Origin of the sequence: Dysgonomonas sp. HGC4 (assembly GCF_001261715.1) — a bacterium.
Taxonomy (GTDB): Bacteria; Bacteroidota; Bacteroidia; order Bacteroidales; family Dysgonomonadaceae; genus Dysgonomonas_A.
This window is the reverse complement of the sequence record NZ_CVRU01000079.1, coordinates 39026-63134: the sequence shown is the minus strand read 5'-3', so window position 1 is coordinate 63134 and position 24109 is coordinate 39026. Positions and strand designations below refer to the sequence as shown.

Annotated in this window: 17 protein-coding genes; 11 read left to right on the top strand and 6 right to left on the bottom strand. The window is 37.5% G+C overall.

Translation table 11 applies throughout. From position 1 onward, the window contains the following. Positions 1-10 precede the first annotated feature (10 nt). Genes HGC4_RS07535 through HGC4_RS07520 form a run of 4 tightly spaced genes read right to left on the bottom strand, consistent with a single transcriptional unit; the run spans position 11 to position 4005 of the window. Complete coding sequence (locus HGC4_RS07535) at positions 11-577, bottom strand: cob(I)yrinic acid a,c-diamide adenosyltransferase (RefSeq protein ID WP_050709514.1); 567 nt, start codon at positions 575-577, stop codon at positions 11-13. Continuing rightward, positions 574-1536 carry an adenosylcobinamide-phosphate synthase CbiB gene (gene cbiB / locus HGC4_RS07530; protein WP_050709513.1) on the bottom strand — a complete coding sequence of 321 codons (963 nt, stop codon included), beginning with the start codon at positions 1534-1536 and terminating at the stop codon, positions 574-576. The genes HGC4_RS07535 and cbiB overlap by 4 nt, the downstream gene beginning before the upstream one ends. Beyond that, positions 1515-2525 carry an aminotransferase class I/II-fold pyridoxal phosphate-dependent enzyme gene (locus HGC4_RS07525; protein WP_050709512.1) on the bottom strand — a complete coding sequence of 337 codons (1011 nt, stop codon included), beginning with the start codon at positions 2523-2525 and terminating at the stop codon, positions 1515-1517. Before HGC4_RS07525 ends, cbiB begins: the two co-directional genes overlap by 22 nt. Position 2526: 1 nt before the next feature. Then, the gene (locus HGC4_RS07520; RefSeq protein WP_050709511.1) at positions 2527-4005 is read right to left on the bottom strand and encodes a cobyric acid synthase; all 1479 of its coding nucleotides are present in this window, start codon (positions 4003-4005) and stop codon (positions 2527-2529) included. Between the two features lie 183 nt (positions 4006-4188). On the opposite strand from HGC4_RS07520, the gene HGC4_RS18635 reads away from it, so the two are divergent. The 5 genes from HGC4_RS18635 (at position 4189) to HGC4_RS07500 (ending at position 8117) form a co-directional block, all read left to right on the top strand. Continuing rightward, on the top strand, positions 4189-4335 hold the full coding sequence (locus HGC4_RS18635) for a hypothetical protein (RefSeq protein WP_157258188.1): 147 nt from the start codon (positions 4189-4191) through the stop codon (positions 4333-4335). 67 nt (positions 4336-4402) lie between these two features. Continuing rightward, the gene (galK, locus tag HGC4_RS07515; protein WP_050709510.1) at positions 4403-5545 is read left to right on the top strand and encodes a galactokinase; all 1143 of its coding nucleotides are present in this window, start codon (positions 4403-4405) and stop codon (positions 5543-5545) included. A 356-nt stretch (positions 5546-5901) separates the two neighbouring features. Then, on the top strand, positions 5902-6366 hold the full coding sequence (locus tag HGC4_RS07510; RefSeq protein ID WP_050709509.1) for a DUF4494 domain-containing protein: 465 nt from the start codon (positions 5902-5904) through the stop codon (positions 6364-6366). 2 nt (positions 6367-6368) lie between these two features. After that, complete coding sequence (locus HGC4_RS07505; protein ID WP_050709508.1) at positions 6369-7037, top strand: YggS family pyridoxal phosphate-dependent enzyme; 669 nt, start codon at positions 6369-6371, stop codon at positions 7035-7037. Between the two features lie 138 nt (positions 7038-7175). Continuing rightward, a complete protein-coding gene (locus tag HGC4_RS07500) occupies positions 7176-8117 on the top strand; it encodes a hydrogen peroxide-inducible genes activator (RefSeq protein WP_050709507.1) in 942 nt (313 codons plus the stop codon). 484 nt (positions 8118-8601) lie between these two features. On the opposite strand, the gene HGC4_RS07495 is transcribed toward HGC4_RS07500, so the two are convergent. Then, a complete protein-coding gene (locus tag HGC4_RS07495) occupies positions 8602-9777 on the bottom strand; it encodes an MFS transporter (protein ID WP_050709506.1) in 1176 nt (391 codons plus the stop codon). Positions 9778-9951: 174 nt separating this feature from the next. Between HGC4_RS07495 and HGC4_RS07490 the strand changes: the two genes are divergently transcribed. Next, on the top strand, positions 9952-10656 hold the full coding sequence (locus HGC4_RS07490; protein WP_050709505.1) for an SAM-dependent methyltransferase: 705 nt from the start codon (positions 9952-9954) through the stop codon (positions 10654-10656). Positions 10657-10698: 42 nt separating this feature from the next. Here HGC4_RS07490 and HGC4_RS07485 read toward each other — a convergent pair whose 3' ends face one another. After that, positions 10699-12354, bottom strand: coding sequence for a DUF6377 domain-containing protein (locus HGC4_RS07485; protein WP_050709504.1), 1656 nt, complete (start codon positions 12352-12354; stop codon positions 10699-10701). 411 nt (positions 12355-12765) lie between these two features. On the opposite strand from HGC4_RS07485, the gene HGC4_RS07480 reads away from it, so the two are divergent. The 5 genes from HGC4_RS07480 to HGC4_RS07460 all read left to right on the top strand — a co-directional run bounded on the left by HGC4_RS07480 (position 12766) and on the right by HGC4_RS07460 (position 24038). Continuing rightward, positions 12766-15978 (top strand): SusC/RagA family TonB-linked outer membrane protein, encoded by a 3213-nt coding sequence (locus HGC4_RS07480; protein WP_050709503.1) that lies wholly within the window; start codon positions 12766-12768, stop codon positions 15976-15978. A 12-nt stretch (positions 15979-15990) separates the two neighbouring features. Beyond that, the gene (locus HGC4_RS07475) at positions 15991-17991 is read left to right on the top strand and encodes a RagB/SusD family nutrient uptake outer membrane protein (protein ID WP_050709502.1); all 2001 of its coding nucleotides are present in this window, start codon (positions 15991-15993) and stop codon (positions 17989-17991) included. A 160-nt stretch (positions 17992-18151) separates the two neighbouring features. Beyond that, a complete protein-coding gene (locus HGC4_RS07470) occupies positions 18152-20470 on the top strand; it encodes an alginate lyase family protein (protein WP_050709501.1) in 2319 nt (772 codons plus the stop codon). 38 nt (positions 20471-20508) lie between these two features. Next, a complete protein-coding gene (locus tag HGC4_RS07465; RefSeq protein WP_050709500.1) occupies positions 20509-21765 on the top strand; it encodes a glycoside hydrolase family 5 protein in 1257 nt (418 codons plus the stop codon). A 59-nt stretch (positions 21766-21824) separates the two neighbouring features. After that, positions 21825-24038 (top strand): glycoside hydrolase family 3 C-terminal domain-containing protein, encoded by a 2214-nt coding sequence (locus tag HGC4_RS07460; protein ID WP_050709499.1) that lies wholly within the window; start codon positions 21825-21827, stop codon positions 24036-24038. Positions 24039-24109: the final 71 nt, after the last annotated feature.

Sequence of the window (24109 nt, the reverse complement as noted above, 5' to 3'; positions counted from 1 at the left end):
AAGAAGAGATTTATGATCTTCTCTTGTATAAAAAGTCGTGCCAGCGTTCCTCGTCAGCTCCTTCTTGAAACATTTCGAAACGAGCCATTGTGAAGAATAGATCGGATAAACGGTTTATAAATTGAAGGATACTTGCAGGAACTTCATCTTGTTTATTCAATGTCCATAAACGGCGTTCGCTTCTGCGTGCAATAGTTCTAGCTAATTGTAAATGAGCCGAGACTAGCGTTCCACCCGGTAAAACAAAGGTTTTACTTTCACCCATTCTGTCGGTCATGTTATCCATACACTCTTCGCAGAATTTAGCCAAATCTTCAGGAAGTTTGTTAGGATTCTTTTCTCGCATCTCAGAAGGAGTTGCAACATGAGACATTATTACCATTAATTCGGTTTGAATCTTAAATAATATAGGTTGCCATTCGTGTTCGCGTGTAAGATAAGCTCGTACAACTCCAATCATCGAATTCAATTCGTCAATGCATCCGTTAGCTTCGATGCGAATATCGTCTTTGTCAACGCGCTGACCTCCATGTATTCCGGTCTTGCCTTTGTCGCCGCCTTTAGTATATATTTTCATGATAAATTTAAATTAAGTAAAGGGAATATATTTGTAATACTTAGCACAATGATTATTAAAATCATTAGTATCTCTGTTCGTTGATTTATACTGACAGCTAGTTGCATATCTTCAGTGATGATAGCCCTGTCTGTAATTCCTATGTATGGTTTGTCTACTAGCTGCCCGAAATAATAATTTGGACCTCCAAATCTACAATCAAGGATTCCTGCTAAAGCAGATTCGGGGTAGCCCGAATTGGGGCTGGCGTGTTGCGATCCGTATTTAGATACGAAAGATAATAAAGATAACCTGCCACTAACAAGAAGCATTAATAAAGCGGTGAATCGAGCAGGGATATAATTGACAATGTCATCAATATGAGCAGCCCAGCATCCGAAGTCTTTATAACGTTCGTTTTTATATCCGATCATCGAATCAAGCGTGTTAATCATTTTGTATGCAAGCATTCCAGGAACACCTAATAATAAGTACCAAAAAAGAGGAGCAATAACTCCATCACTCAGGTTCTCCGATAGGGTTTCAAGTGCTGCTGTCCGTATTTGTTGAGGAGACAATTGAGAGGTGTCTCTACCTACAATTCGGGCAACTTGTTTACGTCCGTCTTCGGTCGATTTATCTGTGGCTATGAAAACGTCTCTCACTTCATCAGCAAGTGTTTTTCCTGCCAGACAAAAGAATACCATTACGGCATTAAACGCTATGGCTATATATGGATTTATGTAGATTAATCCTTTGTCTATGTAATAGAAAAGGATAAAGCATCCTATGATTAGAAATATAGAAAATATACCCCCTTTGTACTTTTTAGATTTTCCCTTGTTGAGCAATTTCTCACCCTTTGCTATTATTTTACCAAAAGCGACAACGGGATGGGGAATCGATAGCGGATCTCCCAATAGTCGATCTGCAATCCATCCAATGATAAGCGGTATTATCAGAAAGAGAGTCTTATCCATTCTTCAATAGCTTTTACTAATAAATTATTATTCGGTTGATCTTGTGCAGCTATGCGAAAATAGCTTTCGTTTAATCCTCTGAAATTAGCAGCGTCACGAATTAGAAAACCTTCTGTCTCTATCAAGAATTTTTTTAAATCCGAAGCTTTACCTTTTTCTAACTGACAAAGAAAGAAATGCATATCCGAAGCATATACTTTGATTCCCGATACCTTTGCAAGTTGCTTTTGTACACGTTGAGATTCCAATAAGTAATCTGAGAAATCGTAAGATACATTTTCTAATAAATATAGACCTGCTAATTGTGCTAATTGGTTCACAGACCAAGGCATACTATAATGTTTGATCTTATCTATCTTATCTTTTTGTGCTGTAATGTATCCCAAGCGTAATCCTGGTATAGCATAGCACTTAGTCAAAGAATGTAGTAAGATAACATTGCTATGTTTGAGAGCCTCATTCGTACTCCAAATCTTGGTATTGGTAAATGCTGCATACGATTGATCTATAATGAAATAAGTGTTGGGATTGTTTGAGATCACTTTTTCGAGATATTCCTTATCGTATATCTTTCCCGTAGGATTATTAGGGTTGCATAACCATACCAATTGTGTGTCAGGCTCAATGTCTTTTAGCGATTCTATAAAATATAAACTATGCTCATGTATTTCGCAAGCATCTTCGTATTCTCTGAATGTTGGAATTACTACAGCGGTCTTGCTTCCTCTAAAAGCCTGTGCAATTAGGTAAATAGCCTCGGTAGCTCCATTTGTAACGCCTATTTCTTCGGGCGATATACTCAGTTTGCGACTAATTAGCTTTCGAAGAGTGAGAGCATCGGGTTCGGGATACGAGTGTATAGATGAGATATTAGCCCATAGAAATTCCTTTAGATCTTTCAGATCGAATTTATTATATACATTGGAACTGAAATTACTTACAATTTTATGTTCAAATTGATATGCGTCATCGCCATGTCCTGTTATCATTTCAGGTAGTCAATATTTTATATACCAAATCCATGTTTACGTTTTTGCGTACATGGTCGGCTAACTTGTTATACTGTTCTTCTTTATATGCTTTGAAATCGAATGGTTCGTTTGATAACTTTTCGGCATAGGGCTCAAGTAGAAAATCTATAAATGCTCCGTTATCTAAAATACCATGAATGTATGTGCCAAAGCATTTTCTATCCAAGTAAAAACCATCATTAGTACCATCACTCAGATAGTTTAGGGCTTTGTATTCAGTCCCATCGAGAGGTGTGGTTGTGCCCATATGAATTTCATAACCTTCGCATGAAGCATTCGAATCAAGAAATGAGAATTGTACTTGTCGAGTCACTTTCTCTCCCTGCATTTCTGTGGAGATTGGGAGTAGCCCTAATCCGGGTAGTCGTTCAATTGATCCCTCTACATGTAAAGGGTCGCACACCTCTTGTCCCATCATTTGATAGCCTCCGCAGATGCCCATTACTGTAGTTCCCTCTTTATGTGCTTTAATGATGCTTTGTGCTACACCATTGCGGCGTAGTTCATACATATCGGCAAGAGTACTTTTGCTTCCGGGAATCAGTATGATATCGGCTTTCTCTATTTCATCCGTATTATTGGTGTAATAGAGGTGGACACGAGGGTCTCGTTCCAGAATATTGAAATCGGTGAAATTAGATAAGTGTCTCAGTAGTACAACTGCTACATTTACCTTGTCATGAGAGGCTTGCAGGTTTTTGGTTTGAAGCATTACCGAGTCTTCCTCTTCTATGTAAATGTCTTTATAATAAGGCACAACTCCAATAACAGGAATGCCACAAAGGTCTTCTATGATTTTTACACCCGATTCGAAAAGCCTCATATCACCTCTGAATTTGTTGATGAGTATGCCTTTCGTATGTTTGCGTTCTTCTTCGGTCATTAGCATTACTGAGCCGTAAACGCTGGCAAATACGCCACCTCTATCTATATCGGCTACCAATATAACATCAGCTCCTGCGTGTATAGCCATGGGGAGGTTTACAATATCAGTTTCGCGCAGATTAATTTCTGAAACACTTCCTGCACCTTCCATTACTATGGGGTTGAATCGCTTCTCTAGGCGATCAAAAGCATTATTTACTGCTTTTCTCAGAACGTCACGACCTTCTTTTTTGAAATATTGATAAGCGCTTTGGTTACCATAAGGTTTTCCGTTTAGCACAACCTGAGCAACTTTGTCGGTGGTTGGTTTTAACAATAAAGGGTTCATGTCCGTATGACAGGGAATACCTGCGGCTTCTGCCTGAACGGCTTGTGCTCGTCCTATTTCCAATCCTTCGGGAGTTGCAAAAGAGTTGAGAGCCATATTTTGAGCTTTGAAAGGGGCGGGGTGATAACCGTCTTGTAAAAATATTCGGCAAAAAGCGGCAGCAATCACACTTTTGCCAACATCGCTACCTGTGCCGGCAAACATTATTGGTCGGAGTTTCTCCATGGGATAAAGTACTAATCTAAATTTAGATACAAAGGTATGAATTTGTGCACATCCTTTCTAATAAATATCCTTTTTAAGTATCTAAAAATATCCTCAATTGATGCTCATCTGTTCTAAGTAAAGAAGTGAGAATCTTATATTATCATTCTGTATAGTAGATGTACTTATCTCATAGTTAAAAGAATGAAAAAGTTCTCATTTGTTCGAAAAACGTTATTGAGTACAGAAATAAATGTTAATTTTACACCACTTAATAAATTCGGAGGTGTATTCTTTTTGTCGATTGACTATGTAGATGATACTTCGCTCGGATTTGATACTATACTATGATGTGATCTAGTGTGATTATATACAATAAATAATTATAATTAACCATATAAATAAATATTTCAAAACCATGAAAACTACTGCTATTACAGAAAAATTTCAGTCACTCTTTGGTGAAGGCGGCGCACTTTACACTGCTCCCGGACGTATCAACCTGATCGGCGAACATACCGACTATAACGGCGGATTCGTACTACCCGGCGCCATCGACAAAGCCATGTACTGCATGATCAAACCAAACGGAACAACAGACACCGTAAAAGCATACGCTTTAGACCTCGAAGAAATGGACGAATTCCAACTAGACGACGTACCCATCAAACAATGGGCAAAATACATCTTCGGAGTATGCCTTGAAATGATCAAACGAGGAGCCAAAATACAAGGCTTTGATGTAGTCTTTGCAGGAGACGTACCACTAGGCGCAGGCATGTCATCCTCAGCAGCACTCGAAAGCTGTTTCGGATTCGCACTAAACGATATGTATAATTTAGGTTTCGACCGATTCGAACTAGCCAAAATAGGACAAGCCACCGAACATAACTACGTAGGCGTAAAATGCGGAATCATGGATCAATTCGCATCCTGCTTCGGAAAAGAAGGATCACTCATCCGTTTAGACTGTCGCTCCTTAGAATACGAATACGTACCATTCGATCCCAAAGGATATCGATTAGTACTCATCAATACCTGCGTAGAACACGAGCTAGCCTCATCAGCCTACAACAAGCGCAGAGAATCATGCGAAAACGCAGCCTCATACATCCGTAAATACCATCCCGAAGTAGAGTTTCTAAGAGACGCAACACTTGATATGCTCAAAGAAGTAGCCAACGAAGTAAGCGCCGAAGACTACATCCGAGCAGAATTTGTAATCGAAGAAATTCAACGTCTGTTAGATGCTTGCCAAGCCCTTAAAGAAGGAGACTACGAAACAGTAGGAAAAAAGATGTATGAAACCCATATCGGTTTAAGCCGTAAATACGAAGTAAGCTGTCCGGAACTGGACTTCTTAAACGACGTAGCCCGTCAGTGCGGAGTAACCGGCTCACGTGTTATGGGCGGAGGCTTCGGTGGCTGTACCATCAACCTTGTAAAAGATGAATTACACGATGGCTTTATCAAACGTGCTACCGAAAGCTATGAGCAAAAGTTCAAGATCAAGCCTAAAGTGTACGATGTCATTATTAAAGATGGTGCCCGAAAATTATAAATAATACTAAGCTTAAGTTCTAAATCTTTATTGTTTTGGTAAGTGCAATAACAATAGGAGGTTATAATTACAAAATATTGTAATCGATATTCTGTATTACTTATCAGCCTTTACCGATAGTCGATAAATTTTATTTATAATTGAGGTTTGACTTATTTAAATAATTGCTACTTTTGTTTTCTAAACAAAGCTCTTTATGTCTGAAAAAAGTTTTTCATAAAGAGCTTTTCAAAATATAGGCTACATGTAGTATTTATAGCTCTGTTTCAGAGTGGTAATTATCAAATGTGCTTGTACTTATCAAAACAATAAAAGGTCTGAGACCTTGAACTGATTAATTATAAATAAATAGTCCTATGCATAACTGGTTTGAGTGCAAAGTATCTTACGATAAGACAATGGAAAATGGAACTCTTAAAAAAGTTACCGAACCTTATTTAGTAGATGCTTTGTCGTTTACGGAAGCCGAAGCTCGTATTATAGAAGAGTTGAAGCCATATATTTCCGGAGATTTTACAATTGCTGATATCAAGAGAGCAAAATTAGCAGAATTGTTCTTTAATGAAAATGGAGATCGTTACTTCAAAACGAAGATATACTTTATCACTTTAGATGAAAAGAGCGGAACTGAAAAGAAAACAGCAGTGAGTATGTTAGCTCAGGCTTGTGATCTGAAAGAGGCCTTAGGAGTTATCGAAAAGGGAATGGAAGGTACAATGGCTGACTATGTTATTGCATCAATCAACGAAACTATGATTATGGATGTTTTCCCTTATGAAACAGCCGAAAAGACTAAAATAGAATATCTGAAAGAAGAGTAACTATGAGTATAAGTGCAAATTTAGATGCTGTTAGATCTTTATTGCCGGAAGGTGTAAAATTGGTAGCTGTATCTAAGTTTCATCCTAAAGAAGCTTTAGAGAAGGCTTATGATGCTGGACAGCGTGTCTTTGGAGAGAGTAGGGTGCAAGAGCTTAGCAGTAAGCAAGAGGTCTTACCAGAAGATATAGAATGGCATTTGATAGGACATTTACAGACTAACAAGATAAAGACTGTAGTGCCTTATATTCATACAATTCAGAGTATCGATAGTTGGAAAGTATTATCAGAAATTGATAAATACGCATCTAAAGTTGATCGAAAGATAAATTGTTTGCTCGAAATATACATTGCTAAAGAAGATACCAAATATGGTTTTACTTTTGAAGAATGTAGAGATTTGTTAGCAAATGAGAATTGGAAAACTTTGAAGAATATTCAAATTGCAGGTGTAATGGGAATGGCAACCAATACTGATGATGAAAATCAGATTAGGCAGGAATTCAGATCGTTAAAAACGTTTTTTGAGGAGCTTAAGCATCAGTATTTTAAGGATGATTCTTGTTTCTGCGAAATATCTATGGGAATGTCTCATGATTATAAGATTGCCATCGAAGAGGGTTCTACTATAATCAGAGTGGGAACATCTATCTTTGGAGAACGAGAATATTAAGGTACAATGCCTTTTATTGCTTAGGTAAGTAAATAAACCGAAGCATGTTATGATTAAAAATAATATTGCAGTAATATTTGCTGCCCTTAAATTGATAATAACCCATTAGTTTAATAATGGTCTTTTATTTTATCGCTTATGAACATACAACAGTTGGAATACATTATTGCGGTTGACAATCATCGTCATTTTGCAAAGGCTGCCGAGGCGTCATTTGTAACGCAACCCACATTGAGTATGATGATACAGAAACTTGAAGACGAGTTGGGGGTGAAAATCTTCGACCGTAGTCAATTACCTGTACAACCGACACCTATCGGGACTCAGATAATTAATCAGGCTCGTGTTATTGTGTCGCAAGTAAAGCAGGTTAAAGAAATAATACAAGAGGAAAAAGGGATTGTAAAAGGAGTGTTTAAGTTGGGAATTATTCCTACCATTGCACCTTATCTACTTCCTAAATTAATGCTAAGACACGAAGAAAACGGATACGATATAGAACTCTTTATAGAGGAAACTACAACGGGTCAGATTATAGATGCGCTTCTTAACGGATCGTTAGATGGAGCTATTTTAGCTACACCATTGAAGAATGATAAGATAAAGGAGCATCCTATCTATTACGAACGATTCTATGCATATGTATCGCCTCGTGAGACATCGTTGTACGCTAAAAAAGAGCTTGAGGAGGATGATCTTAATATCAACCGCCTTTGGTTGTTAGAAGAAGTACACTGTTTCCGTAGTCAAATATTGCGTATTTGTAACTTGCGTAAACGTAAAAGCTCTCACTCATTGTTTACGTACGAAGCGGGTAGCATCAGTACATTGATAAACATTGTGGATAATAATAGTGGTTTAACTATTATTCCTGAGATGGCTATTGAGCAATTGAATGAGAAACAAAAGCAAAATATCCGCCCATTGAAAGGTATATCTCCGGTGCGTGAAATTAGCTTGGTTACACGTAAAGAATTCTTGCGTGAGCGAGTTCTTGGTATCATTATAGATGAGGTTAAGAATTCAGTACCTCCCGCATTATTAAATGACGAATTAAGAAAATTTGTTGTAGATATTTAATCTACAATATATGAATATTAAAAAAGGAGATCAATTTGATCTCCTTTTTTATTTGTATAAAATGTTTTGAATCTCCTTCTATTGGATGCCTTTTGTAATTCCTCTTTTTCGAATATCGTTCCATGTTTGGTTTAAATATGCGATTCTCGGAGAGATAAGCGTAGGGTGTATTTTGCTTATTTAGTCTTGTTTTATTGGCTCTAATTAAGTCTTAAGTTATAGGTTTTATGAGGCTTAAATGATGTCCTAATGTGCCTGTATTTGGGTGTTTTTGCTGTTTCTTTAGCTAGAATAAGTATGCTTTTAAATTCTCTTTTTAGATGTTTTAGAGTTGTATTTTACTATCATTTTACCTATTTGTGAAAACGAAAAATCTAGTAATCTGTTTGTCTGGATTAATTGATTGTCTTTGTAAATTATAGATTTATAGATATCTATATGTTTTGTTTTGATGATATTTGTAATTAGTTGATTGTTATATGTTTTATCTTAATTTCTTTTTGTCGTATAATCTTTTGGATATCGATTGATAGACAATGATGCTAAAGAAGCAAAGTCCTGATGCAACTAAGAAAAGTACCTCAAAAGAGTAGATTCCGGATATATATCCACCTACTAACATGCCCAATGCTAAACCTAAATCGAAGCCTACTAGATAAGTAGAATTAGCTGTTCCTCTCTGATTGTTTTCTGCCATGTTAATATAGAGCGTTTGGAGTGCTGGAAACATCATCCCAAAACCTATTCCGATGAATAACCCCGATACACAAAAAGCAACGATATTATGAATTAGGGCAAAAGCCAAAAATGCGATAGCAACTATAGCCATTGCCGAAGTATTCACTAAATGGATATGTCCTTTGTCTACCATTCGTCCTGAGAATATTCGGGAGAGTATTATTCCTCCAGCCCAGAATAAGAAGAAGATACCAGCATTGGGGATGTTTATTTGCTTCCCGTATTGAGCTACGAACGGTCCGATAGTACCCCAGGCGAAACTCGGTAGCAATTGATTCAGAAATATGGGCCAGGCAGGAAGTAAAAAGAAGCGGTCGAAAGATATCTTCTCTCGTTCTAATTTGGGACGTTCGGGTGCTTTAATGAATGATACCGCTATTATTCCCAATATCCCCATGAAGATGGCGCAATATAGGAGGGCTTGAAAACTGTAGTTCTGATATATATGTATTGCAATGAAAGGACCTATCGCCATAGCTACGTTCATGAAAGTGCCAAAGTATCCAATACCTTCGGCTCTTCGCTCTGACGGAACTATATCAATTGCTAAGGTGCTCGATGAGACTGTTGACAATCCCCAAGTAATACCATGAAAGAATCTTACGATTACAAACACAAATATGGTAACTGCATAAAAGTATCCGAAGAAGATAGCTACATAACAGATGAAACTTATCAGCAGTATTTTCTTTCGAGGATATAAATCTACCAAGTAGCCCGAAAAAGGTCTGATCATAAGAATGGCAATTGCGTAAGATGCAAGCACAATTCCAGTTTTAGTTTGGGGTACTCCTAAATGTTCGGTTATGTACAGAGGTATAGAAGGCATTAATAAATTAAAGGAGCATGCCATCAGAAAATTAGCTATACAGACATTTAGGTAGCTTAGAGTCCAAAGTCTGGGTTTAGAAGACGATTCCATACTTTATTCTTTATTGTCAGAGAATAATAATCAACAAAATATTTGTTTCTGTTTTACTTCACGAAGTTATAATCTTTTCTCGAAAAATGTGAGAGTTTATGAGAGGTAAAATGCTGATATTTTGTCTCTATCAAGAAAAAGACTTATTTTTGTTTACAATATCAATTTCAGAAAATGCAAGCATCACTTATACTTATTCCTGTGCCATTAGGCGAAACTTCTATTGAGCAGGTTTTGCCTGATTATAATAGAGAGCAGATTCTTCCTATAAAGTATTTTATTGTAGAGAATATACGTTCGGCACGCCGTTTCCTTAAAAAAACAGATTCTTCTATAAATATAGATGATCTTACATTTTATGAATTGAATAAGCATACTAATTTAGAGCAGATCGAAAGTTATCTGCAACCCATTGCTAATGGTAATTCGGTGGGAGTAATTTCCGAAGCAGGTTGTCCTGCTATTGCAGATCCCGGAGCGGATATTGTTGCAATTGCTCAACGAAAAAATATTAAAGTGATTCCATTGGTGGGACCTTCTTCCATCTTGATGTCATTAATGGCTTCTGGTTTTAATGGACAAAGTTTTGCTTTTCATGGATATTTACCGATTGATGGAACTGAACGTGCTAAAAAAATAAAGCAACTTGAGCAGCGTATATATAGCGAGCATCAAACACAAATATTTATAGAGACTCCTTATCGAAATCTTAAGATGGTTGAAGATCTTATGAAAAATTGTACTCCATCAACCAAACTTTGCATTGCGATGAATATTACTTGTGAGGATGAGTATATCAAAACCTTATCTATTAAAGAGTGGGCAAAACGTTTGCCTGATATGAATAAGAAACCTTGTATTTTTCTTATTTATAAATAAAGATTCTGCTTCTTTATTTTCAGAGAGGATGTAATCAATTGTTTATTTTCTGAAAGTACCTATTCGGCGAACAGCCCATTCGAAGTCTTCTCTCGCGATTTTAGCCTTGTTTTTCACTTTGGCTCTGTAATTATAAATGGTATTGACCGAATATCCCAAGAAGCTGGCTATTTTGTTACTATCGTTGATACCTAGTCGAATGAGTGCATATATACGGAATTCGGTATTGAGTACCTCGTCTTTCTTGAGAATAATATGTTCTTCATCGAGAAGCAGAGAATTAAACTTTTCGATAAAGTCGGGAAACAAATGTAAAAATATAGTGTCAAAATTGGTAAATAATTCTTTCAGCTCTTCTTCTTTCAGAATGTTGTCCTTAGTTAGCTTATATAGATTTTCGACCTGCTTGTCTTGAATTTTCTTATTAACCATCTTTCTAAAGGCATCTAATTTGTCTATATATTTGAGACATTCGCCCAAGAAATATCCAATATACTCTTCTTTAATCTGATTGGCTTCCGATACATCCGAATTGGTTTGCTGCAACTCTATATTGATGTTGTGTAACTTTTGATTGAGGGTGTTGAGCGCCAAATTAGATTCTTTGAGTCGTTTGCTTATTGTTACTCCCTTTCTCATCTGTTTATATACATAGCATATTGATATAATAAGGAGCACAGAAAGAAGACTTATAACTATGAGAAAGAAGCGAAGTTTTTGTTTTTGTTCTTCATTTTTTTGCTGATATGCCTTGTCAATAATCGTTTGAATATTTAATATTTCAGAACTTCTCACCCGTGTATTATAATCATTAATATTCTCTAGAGAAAAACGCACATAAGCGTATGCTCTATCTACATCGCCTTCTTGCATCAGCATATTAGCAAGAATGGGTATGGAGGCATTGTCTTTTATGGCTGACTGAATATCGGATATTGCAGATAAGATAAGATACTTCTTTTCGGAATCAAGATCTTTTATTTGTCGGTATAAGAGTGAACGGTGAAACGTAACAAAGGCATAGTCGGTTGTACCTATTTTTGTTAACTCCAATCTTCGGTCATTTATTTCGAGTGCTTCTGCAATTTTTCCGTTTTCTCGTAGTTTTGTTTCTTTTATCCGCAAGTATTCTTCCGAGTTTGGGGGAGCTATCATAAACAGAGTATCCATGTATGCATGCGACATTTTCCAATATTCATCTTTGTTTCGCATATTTTGCGAATATAACCTCAATCCCGAATACAGATAACGATAAGTAGAATAGTATTCTATCCGCTGCTGGTTATCGAAATACTCTTTCTTGACGTCACCCATTAGTTTGCTAGCTTCCAGATACATTCCTAAGGCAACAAATAAATTGCTGAGTGTAATTGATGTTTCGTTTATTTTATACTGGTCTTTGAGCGAATAGGCTATATCTAAATTTCGATTTAGGTAAGAAATTGCAGAGTCGGAGATATAAGATTTATATTCCTTATATAGCGATTGATTGATGGCATAGAGTTGTTGTGGGGTATTATTCGTTTTCTTTTTTTCAGCTTTCAAATCATCTATCCTAAGATCTTTCAATTCAATATAAATATCGTTGTGCTTGATTTTGCTATCAAGTTCATTGAATAATGAGTCTAAGTCTATTTTGGCTGACAGAGTAGGGGTCAGTAGAAATAGGAGACCGGAGATGCATAGGATTTTTTTCATGTGAGTGTATGTGGATAGCAGGTTTATTGATCAAAGATATGTATTTTACAGAAACCTCACTTATATCGTTTATTTCTAATTTGACAGATTTATATAGAATTGCTTGTTTAAGCCTTCTTATATGTCATTAATAGTCTACTGTTAACCACCTAATGTCCACTTTTTCGCAAATATTAATAGTCGTTTCTTGTTGATTAGTAGTGTGTTGCCTGTTTTAAGGATTCACTTTTTAAATAATTGGATGAAATTTCTGTTCTCATAGCCAATATTTTTGTAGCTCAACCTTAGTCCCTTTTCTATGGCTTTCATTTAATCGATAATCTAATTAATAAGTCTATTACTAATCAAATGAAAACGGAAACAGTCCTCAATTTGGCTGTCCGCGATGTTTAACTTTAAGACTAAATATTCATGAAAAAGAACAGAAAGAAAATCTTCCTGAGGAGTCGAAAGACCCTCCTTACCATGTTCACAATGCTTTTGTTTTTAGAAGCTTTTGCTCAGAATACATCCATCAAAGGAATTGTTGTGGATGCCTCTTCGCATGAACCCTTGATTGGCGTGGCTATCGTACAGAAAGGGATGACCAATGGTACGATCTCTGATATTGACGGAAACTTTACTTTAGAAGCCCCCTTGGGCAGTACTCTTGTTGCCTCGTATATTGGTTACGAGAAACAAGAGGTAAAAGCAACTGCTAACATGCGAATCGCATTGGGTGAAGACACTCAAGCTCTAAATGAAGTAGTAGTTGTAGGATTTGGTGTACAGAAGAAAGTAAACCTGACGGGAGCAGTAGGTACAGCTTCTGCCAAAGATTTTGAATCTCGACCTGTTTCCTCTGCTACCATGGCTCTGCAAGGTGTAGTCCCCGGGCTTAATATCTCGAATGCAGGAAAGGGTGGGGAACTTAATGCCAGTAAATCGATCAATATACGTGGATCGGGTACTATCGGCGACTTTTCGAGTGGCTCACCATTGATTTTGATTGATGGAATGGAAGGCGATATTAATACTATCAATCCGCAGGATATAGATAATATATCGGTATTAAAAGATGCGGCGGCAGCTTCTATTTATGGATCAAGAGCGCCTTTTGGTGTGATACTTATTACAACCAAGAAAGGTAAATCGGGGCGTGCTGTGATCAACTATAACAATAGTTTTCGATTTAATACTCCAATAAAGTTACCTAAGATGATGAGTTCGTGGGAGTATGTAAATTTCTACGATGATGCAATGTATAATAAGAATAATACACACTATTATACTGAGGAGTATAAACAAAAGGTAAAAGATTATTATGAAGGTAAATTGGCACCTAATGATGTTGCTAAAGCTCAAGGTAATGGCAAATGGGATTATGATTTTACATGGGGCAATGTGGATTGGCTGCAAGAATATTTTCGTGAATGGGCTCCTTCTCAGGAACACAATGCCAGCGTAAGTGGAGGATCTGATAAACTGACCTATTATCTGTCTGCTAATTATTTAGATCAAAGTGGGTTTATGCGTTATGGTACTGATAACTATAAACGTTACAACTTGACTGCTAAAATATCGTCACAGTTAACCAAATATGTACAACTTGATTATATGACTCGTTATGTACGTGCCGACTATTCTCGTCCGGCAGTAATGTACAACGATTTCTATAATAATGTGTTGCGTCGTACTCGTCCGGTTCGTCCGGTTTATGACCCTAATGGTTACTACATGTCGGATATCAATTATATAGGTGCATTGAAAGACGGAGGTAGACACAAGGATCAGAATGATGGATTGGTTCAACAAGGACGTCTTACATTTACTCCAATCAAGAACTGGAACATCATCGGCGAGATGAATGTGAAGATTGATAATAATTGGAATCACTGGGATCACAAAATAGTGTATTCTCACTATGCTGATGATCCGGAGAAAACATATGCGGCTACTATGACAGGATATAGCCAAAATGCAGTATCGGAGTATTCATACAAGTCTACTTTCCTGAATCCGAATATTTATTCGAACTATCACTTCAATTTAGATAAGCATGGTTTTGCTGTAACAGGAGGTTTTCAGAGTGAGCAGCAAAAGTACAGAAATGCAACAGCACAACGCTCTGATATGATTTCGACAGATATGCCTGTCTTGAATTTGACAACTAACAATGTATCTAATTTTGGAATTTCGGGAGCTTACGAAGAATGGGCGAATGCAGGTTTTTTCAGCCGTGTAAATTATGACTTCGATGGTCGTTATCTTTTCGAAGGAAATTTGAGATACGATGGTTCGTCTCGTTTCCGTTCAGAGGATCGATGGATTCTGACTCCTTCTTTCTCTTTGGGATGGAATATGGCTCGTGAAGATTTCTGGAAACCTTTAGCAAACAAAATAGAGACTTTTAAATTTAGAATGTCTTATGGGTCTTTGGCTAATCAAAATACAAACAGTTTGTATCCTACTTACCGAATCATAGATGTTAATTCGGCTAATGGTAACTGGTTGATCAATGGAGCTAAACCTAATACAGCAAATGCTCCTAAGCTAGTAACATCTACATTGACATGGGAGAAGGTGAAAACAACCAACTTTGGTTTTGATATTTCTTCTCTCAATGGACGATTGACCGGTTCGTTTGATTATTTCGTACGTAAGACCGAAGATATGTTAGGTCCAGGTATCGAGCTTCCTGCCAGCTTGGGTACAGATGTTCCTCGTACCAATAATACAGACTTGAAAACTACGGGATGGGAGTTGCAAGTAGAATGGCGTGATCGAATTCAAGATTTTAGCTATGGTGTACGTTTGAATTTATCTGATGCACGAAGTAAAGTGTTACGCTATGGTAACCCTACCGGAAATTTAGGTACATACCTCGAGGGTGAATGGATAGGCAATATATATGGTTATACTACTTTGGGTATAGCTAAGACTGACGAAGAAATGAAAGCACACTTGGCTACGATGCCAAACGGAGGTCAGGATGGATTGGGTAGTCAGTGGACAGCCGGAGATATTATGTATGTAGATTTGAATGGTGATGGCAAAATAAGCAATGGAAGCTATACGCTCAATGATATGGGGGATATGAAAAAGATAGGAAACAATACGCCTCGCTACTTATTTGGCTTTAATGTGAATGCGGCCTGGAAAGGGGTTGATGTACAAATGTTTTGGCAAGGTGTGCTTAAACGTGATTACTGGCCTGGTGATAATAATATGACATTTTGGGGTGTAACAGATGGCGAATGGTGGTCTACTTCATTCAAGGATCATCTTGATTATTTCCGTACATCAGACAATCCTCTGGGTGAGAATCTAAACTCGTACTATCCTCGTCCAATATTCAATACTAAAAATAACAAGGTGCAAACTCGCTATTTGCAAAATGCTGCTTATGGGCGATTGAAGAATCTTCAATTAGGATATACTTTCCAGAAGAAATTGACAAATGCACTGAAACTTCAAAACTTAAGAGTGTTTTTCTCAGGAGAAAACTTGCTGACTATAACCAGTTTGTCAGGCACAATGGATCCCGAAACCGTAGGTATCGGAATTCAAGACAATAGTCAAGCAAACAGTACTGTTTATCCTCTATCTAAGACTTATTCATTTGGTCTGAGTGTTAACTTTTAATGTAATGAAACGATGAAAAATAATAAATATATAAAAACTACAAAGAGAATATTGTTGGGTTGCTCCTTCATGGCATTGCTCAGTTGTAATGACTATTTGGATATAACACCGCCATCGTCTGTATCTCCCGAAAAGTATTTGTTAGAAGAGAGTCAATTGGCAGCCTATACCATTAGATATTACCTCAACGGACCGGGCGAATCGGCAGATAGCTATTTCCCTACAATAAATGCACTGTATGGAGCAGATATGGGAACCGATAATGCAACAACCCGTGAATCGAACAATCGTTATTTACCGGGTCAGTGGAAAACTCCTGCGAATGATGGTGACTGGGATTTCGGACGCATCTACCCACTCAATTATTATTTGGAAAATGCAGTGGCAAATTTCGAAGCTGGCAAAATATCGGGCGATGCTACTAATATCAAGCATTACATTGGTGAGGGATATTTCCTCCGGGCTTATCAGTATTATTACCGATTACGTAAGCTGGGAGACTTTCCTATTCTGGATAAAACTTATCCCGATGATCAAAGTATCTTAGTTGAAATATCGAAACGTAGACCACGTAATGAAGTAGCCCGATTTATATTGAGCGATTTAGATAAAGCGATTGAATTACTAAATAATAGTCCTGTAGGCGGTAAAGTACGTATTACTAAAAATGCGGCTTTGGTGATGAAGGCAAGAGTTGCCTTATTCGAAGGTACTTGGGAAAAATATCATGCAGGAACACCATTAGTACCTCTGGGTAGCGGATGGCCGGGAGCTGATAAAGATTATAACAAAGGTTATCAGTTCCCTAGTGGTAGTGCAGATGCCGAGATCAAGTTTTTCTTAGATCAAGCAATAAGTGCGGCAGGGCAGGTAGCAGATGCTATTCCTTTGGTTACAAACAACAAAGTGCTTAGAGAGTCTACATCTCAGGCAGTGAATCAATATTACGATATGTTCTCGTCTACCAATCCGAGTTCGTATGGTGAGGTGTTGATGTATCGCCCTTACAATGCAGATATTAATGTCGGTTCAGATTACAATCACCATATCTACTACGGCTATGCACGGGGTTATACTCATCAGATGGAACAGTCGTTTCTTATGGAAAATGGTCTTCCTGTATATGCTTCGGGCAGTAACTATGCAGGCGACGATTATATTCAGGACACGAAAGTAAACAGAGACTGGCGTTGGAAATTATTTATGAAAGCACCGGGTGAAGTAAAAACCTTTATCAATACCATCAATATTGAGAAGTTTGATCAGGCTCCAATGATCTATTCTAATGATGTGAAATATTCTACATCTACCGGTTATTTAATCGGAAAAGGTTTCTCTCACGACTTCAAGAATCAAGAATTGAACAAAGATGCTACTGCTCCCATTATTTTTAGAGCAGCCGAAGCTTATCTTATTTATATGGAAGCTTATTATGAGAGAAATGGTAAGCTCGATAGTAAAGCCGATAGCTATTGGCGTGCTATTCGTACACGTGCAGGTGTAGATGCCGATTATTCTAAAACTATTGCAGCTACCGATCTCAACAAAGAGATGTTGAATGACTGGGGTGTATATTCTCACGGAAAAATGATAGATAGAACTCTGTATAATATCAGACGTGAACGCAGATGTGAGTTTATCGGAGAAGGTGTACGCTACGATGACCTGCTTCGTTGGAGAGCAATGGATCAGTTGAACGGTTTTCAAATAGAAGGTTGCAAATTGTGGGGTTCGATGAAGGATAAATACGATCAGTCTAAACTGATTTATGGAGTTGATGACAAGAAGAATACAGTGTCGTCCCCAACGTTGAGTTTATACACTCGTCCTTATCAGGTATCAACAGCCAATTTGTATTATAAAGGATTGTTTTTTACGGAGGCACACTACTTGTCGCCTATTGCTATCAAGCATTTCTTGTTAACGGCAAATGATGGTCAAACGATATCTACATCTCCTATTTATCAAAATCCGGGATGGCCGACAGTTGCCAATGAAGGTGCACTGAAATAATAAATTAGAAACTAAATTAAATCTGTCAATCTTGATTGGGTAGAGAACTAAAAGTAAAGAATCTTTATCCAATCAAGATATACAGAATAGAAAAAAAGGAAAAGATCTAAGGCTTCAAAACCTTAAATCTTTTTTAGTTGGAAACGTTGTTGATTGATCTATGAAAAAAATATCTATACTGATACTTGTCTTGTTTATTTCCTTTTCGCCAATATATGCACAATGGCTATGGGATATTAATAAACTGAACGAAATAAAGAGTAACAAGCATACATTCACTTATGCAAATGCTTATCAAAATATACTCCACCAGGCAGAAAAAGAATTGCAAGGCGGCGTATATTCTGTAACATTCAAGGAGATATTACCTCCAAGTGGTAATAAACACGATTATGTAAGCTTGAGCCGCTATTGGTGGCCTAATCCTGATGCGCAAGACAATTTGCCGTATGTGTTTAAAGATGGACAATCGAACCCCGATTTGGATAAGTATGACCGTAATCGTTTAGGTGAAATGTGTTCGGCAGTCAATACACTATCTTTGGCTTATTTTTATAGCGACGACCAGCGTTATGCTGATAAAGCAGTAGAATTGCTTCGTGCTTGGTTCTTGAATAAGGACACAAAAATGAATCCTAATCTTAATTATTCTCAGTTTATACCCGGAAGAGATGGCTCCAAAGGGCGTCCCGAAGGGTTAATAGATTCTTATTCTTTTGTGTCGATGTTGAGTAGTGTAGAATTGCTTAAGGGATCATCAGCTTATACCTCTCAAGATGAGGAAGGGTTGAAATTGTGGTTTGCCACTTTTGCTAAATGGTTGCAAACAAGTCCACAGGGTAAAAAAGAAGACGCAGCGAAAAATAATCATAGTACAGCATACGATGCTCAATTGGCTACTTATTTGCTTTTTGCAGGAAAAAACAAAGAAGCAGAAAAGGTTATAGATGCATTTCCTGCCAAAAGAATTTACACTCAGATAGAACCTGATGGAAAACAGCCGAATGAGTTGTGGAGAACCTTAGCATTTCATTATTCGCAGTATAACCTAAGTCATATGATAGATTTGGCAGCCACTGCTAAAAAAGTAAATAGAGATTTATATAGTGCAGTGTCTGCTGACGGAAGAAGTATTTATGGTGCAGTAGATTATTTAGCTTCATTTTTAGGTAAAGAAGTATCTGTGTGGCCTTATCAGCAGATAAGTGGATGGGAAGATTCAAAGGCTAATTTGTGCAACGATCTTTATCGTATTGCGTCGAGCGATCCTTCTCGAAAAGATTATTTGCAATTATATAATAAATATAAGCAATTGAATCTATCGGACAGAAATCTATTGCTCTATGGAGGAGAAGATCCAATTAAAGCGATGTTTGATTTTACAACAACACAGTTCGATTATGCTCTTAAGTGTGTAGATGAAGCTATGCTTTCGGTTAAAGGCAATCAGGTAATACCTCGTTCTATCAATAAAGATGGAAGTTTGCACATGGTAAACCCTCGTGATTGGTGTTCGGGGTTCTTTCCCGGTTCGTTGTGGTTTGTATATCAATATACAAATGACCCGAAATGGAAAAATGAGGCTGATAAATTCAGTATGTTGATAGAAGAAGAGAAATACGACAATACATCGCACGATGTTGGCTTTAAAATGTATAACTCTTTTGGTAATGGATACAAACTGACTAATAATAATGATTACAGAGAGGTGGTGATTCAATCGGCAAAAACATTATCGAAACGCTTCAATAGTAAGGTGGGTGCTATTCGTTCATGGGATTGGAATCGTCAGGTATGGCAATATCCGGTGATTATAGATAATATGATGAACTTGGAATTATTATTCGAAGTATCTAAATTGACTAATGATCCTACATATAGCAACATAGCAATTGCTCATGCAAAAACCACATTGAAGAATCATTTCAGAGACGACTTCTCTTCTTATCACGTTATTGACTACGATACCATTAGTGGTGAAGCTATTAAGAAACAAACTTTTCAGGGGTATTCCGATCCTTCGGCATGGGCAAGAGGCCAGGCATGGGCTTTGTATGGTTATGTAATGTCGTATCGTTATACGCAAGATTCCGAATTTTTGGATCAAGCTAAAGGTATCACTCACTTCGTTTTCACTAATCCTACTTTACCTGCTGATATGGTTCCCTTTTGGGATTTTAATGATCCTTCAATACCTAATGCACCTAAAGATGCTTCGGCAGCATGTATAATTGCATCTGCATTGTATGAATTAGCAGGATATAGTCCCGAAAATAAAGAACAATATATAGCTTGGGCTGATCAAATGCTGGCGAGTTTAATTGAGAAATACCGAGCTGAGGAGAACACAACTCAAGGCTTCTTATTATTACACTCAACAGGGCATCTTCCTGGAAACAGCGAAATAGATGTGCCGATTAATTATGCTGACTATTATTTTCTGGAGGCATTATTGAGAAGAAATAATCTCGCTTTGTAATGAAATCTTTTAAGTAAAACCATAATACCTAAAATTAAATGAAGAGAATTAGCCTTAATTTTTGTTGTTGCGTGTTGTTTGCAATACTCTTTGTGAGTTGTAAAACTGAAGCCACAAAGCAAGACTTGCCTGCCGAAGCTTTTGTAAGGGTGAGCGGACAGGATTTAATAATGCCTAATGGTGAGAAATTGTTTATAAAAGGAACCAATCTGGGTAATTGGATGAATCCTGAGGGATATATGTTTGGTTTTAACAAGACCAATTCTCCAGGACGAATGAATCAGATGTTTAGTGAACTTGTTGGACCTGATTTGGCTAAAGAGTTTTGGACAGAATTCAAGAATAATTATATCACATTAGATGATATTGAGTTTATAGCATCTACCGGAGCAAATACTATCCGTTTACCGTTTCATTACAAGTTATTTACCGATGAAGATTATATGGGTATCACAGGTCAGCAAGATGGGTTTGCCCGTATAGATACGCTAATTAGCTGGTGTAAGAAAACCAATTTGTATTTGATTCTTGATATGCACGATGCTCCCGGAGGACAAACCGGTGATAATATTGACGATAGTTTCGGTTATCCTTGGCTGTTAGAGAGTGAAGCATCACAAAAACAATTTTTTGAAATATGGACTCGTATTGCCGATTATTACAAAAATGAGCCAATCATTTTAGGATACGAATTGGTTAATGAGCCTATTGCTCCTTACTTTCCTAATATGGAAGAGTTGAATGCAAAATTGGAGCCTCTATACAAAAAAGTGGTTGCTGCAATTCGTACAGTAGACACCAATCACATTATTTTGTTGGGCGGTTCGCAATGGAATGGGAACTTCAAGCCTTTTACAGATTCTAAATTCGATGATAAGATTATGTATACCTGCCATCGTTATGGTGGAGAGCCTACCAAAGAAGCTATCCAATCTATAATTCAATTCAGAGACAGTGTTAATCTACCTATGTATATGGGCGAGATAGGTCATAATACCAACGAGTGGATGGCATCATTCTGCAAGGTAATGGAAGAAAACAATATTGGTTGGACATTCTGGCCTTACAAGAAAATCGATGGATCGTCGTTTGTGGGTATTACTCCTCCTGCCGGATGGGATAAGGTTGTGGCTTTTTCGGAAGCAGTGCGTGGCACATACAAAGAGATTCGTGATGCTCGTCCTGATCAGAATGAGTCGTGGAAAGCAATGCAAGGGTTTGTTGAAAACAGTAAATTCAAAAATAACGTAATTCAAAAAGATTACATCAAAGCATTGGGGTTGAAGCCTGAATAATATTTGTAAATCGGATATTATGCAGTTAAACAGTTAATAACCTTAAATATATATAGACGATGAAGATAATCAAAAGCACAATATTGGCAGGTGCACTACTGCTCTGCTGTTCATTGCTAGCACAGCAGAAACCTGTGTATCTCGACCCGAATGCCGATATAGAGAAAAGAGTAGAAGATGCACTGTCTCGCATGACTTTAGAAGAAAAGGTTGCAATGTGTCATGCACAATCTAAGTTTAGTTCGGCAGGAGTTCCCCGATTGGGTATTCCTGAGAATTGGACATCCGATGGACCACACGGAATAAGAGCCGAAGTGTTTTGGGATCAGTGGAATCAAGCAGGATGGACTAACGATTCTTGTATCGCCTTTCCGGCACTAACTTGTTTAGCTGCAACATGGAGTCCTGAGATGTCAGTACTTTATGGAAAGGTAATAGGTGAAGAAGCTCGCTATCGTAACAAGAATATACTATTAGCTCCCGGTGTTAATATCTATCGTACGCCACTCAATGGTCGTAACTTCGAATATATGGGTGAAGACCCGTTTTTGGCATCTAAAATGGTTGTGCCTTATATACAGGGAGTTCAATCGAATGGTGTTGCGGCTTGTGTAAAACACTTTGCTCTGAATAATCAGGAGGTAGATCGTCATACTGTGAATGTTAATGTAGATGATCGTACATTGTACGAAATTTATCTGCCTGCTTTCAAAGCCGCTGTGCAAGAGGGTAAAGCATGGGCGATAATGGGAGCATATAACAAATACAAAGGACAATGGGCATGTCATAATCAGTATCTTTTGAATGATATTCTGAGAGATGAATGGAAATTCGATGGAGTTGTAGTTTCTGATTGGGGTGGTGTGTCAAATACCAAAGAAGCTATCTATCATGGGCTTGATATGGAGTTTGGAACATGGACTAATGGACTTAGTGAAGGAGCTAGTAATGCTTATGATAATTATTATTTGGCTCAACCCTTTCTCAAGCTATTAAAATCGGGAGAGGTGAAGGAAGAAGAAGTCGACAAAAAGGTTCGCAATATTCTGCGTATGGTTTTTCGTACCAATATGAGTGCAAATCGCCCTTCGGGTTCTTTCGGAACTCAGGAGCATGCTTTGGCTGGAAAGAAAATTGCTGAAGAGGGTATTGTGTTGTTGCAAAACAAAAATAATGTACTTCCTATCGATTTGAGTAAAACAAAAAAGATAGCCATAATAGGCGAAAATGCTATAAAAGCGATGACCGTAGGAGGTGGAAGTTCTTCGTTAAAAGCGAAATATGAAATATCTCCTTTAGATGGTATCAAAGCCAGAGTAGGTTCTCAAGCCGAAGTTATCTATGCCAGAGGTTATGTAGGCGAAAAAGGACAGAGGCAAGATGGATTAAGTGCTGGAGATACTTTCGATAATCGTAGTTTTCAAGAACTATTGGATGAGGCTTTAAGTGCGGCTAAAGAAGCAGATATTGTTTTGTTTGTTGGTGGGTTAAACAAAAATAAACACCAAGATAGCGAAGGAGATGATCGTCTGGGGTTAGGCTTGCCTTACGAACAAGACAAAATAATCTCAGAACTGGCTAAAGTGAACAAAAATATAGTAGTCGTAAATGTTTCGGGCAATGCGGTTGCCATGCCTTGGGTGAATGAAGTGGCATCTATTGTTCAGGTATGGTATTTGGGTACAGAAGCAGGCAATGCTATTGCTTCGGTACTTGTGGGAGACGTTAATCCATCGGGTAAATTACCTTTTACTTTTCCGGTGAAACTGGAGGATAATGGAGCTCATGCGCTGAAAGAATATCCAGGAGTAGACAATGAGGTTACTTACCGAGAAGGCATTTTTGTGGGATACCGTTGGGCTGATAAAGAAAAGATAAAACCTTTATTTTCGTTTGGTCATGGACTTAGTTATAGCACCTTTGCTTACGGGAAAGTTTCTGGTGATAAGAAAGAAATGGGCATAAACGACCAAGTAACACTGAGTGTAAACGTGAAGAATACGGGTAGTCGCGATGGTGCCGAAATAGTGCAATTGTATATTAGCGATCTTAAATCGTCTTTACCACGTCCGGTAAAGGAATTGAAGGGATTTGAGAAAGTATTCTTAAAAGCGGGTGAAGAGAAAACAGTATCCTTTACCATCGATAAAGAAGCATTGAGCTTTTTTGATGCTGATAAGCACGATTGGGTTGCCGAGAATGGCGATTTTGAGGCTCTGATTGGAGCATCGTCAACCGATATTAAAAGTAAGATTTCATTTAGTTTGAAATAATTTCCGCTTTTTATTTAATTTACTAGTATGACAGGATTCAGGAAATTATGCTTGAATCCTGTTGTCATTTA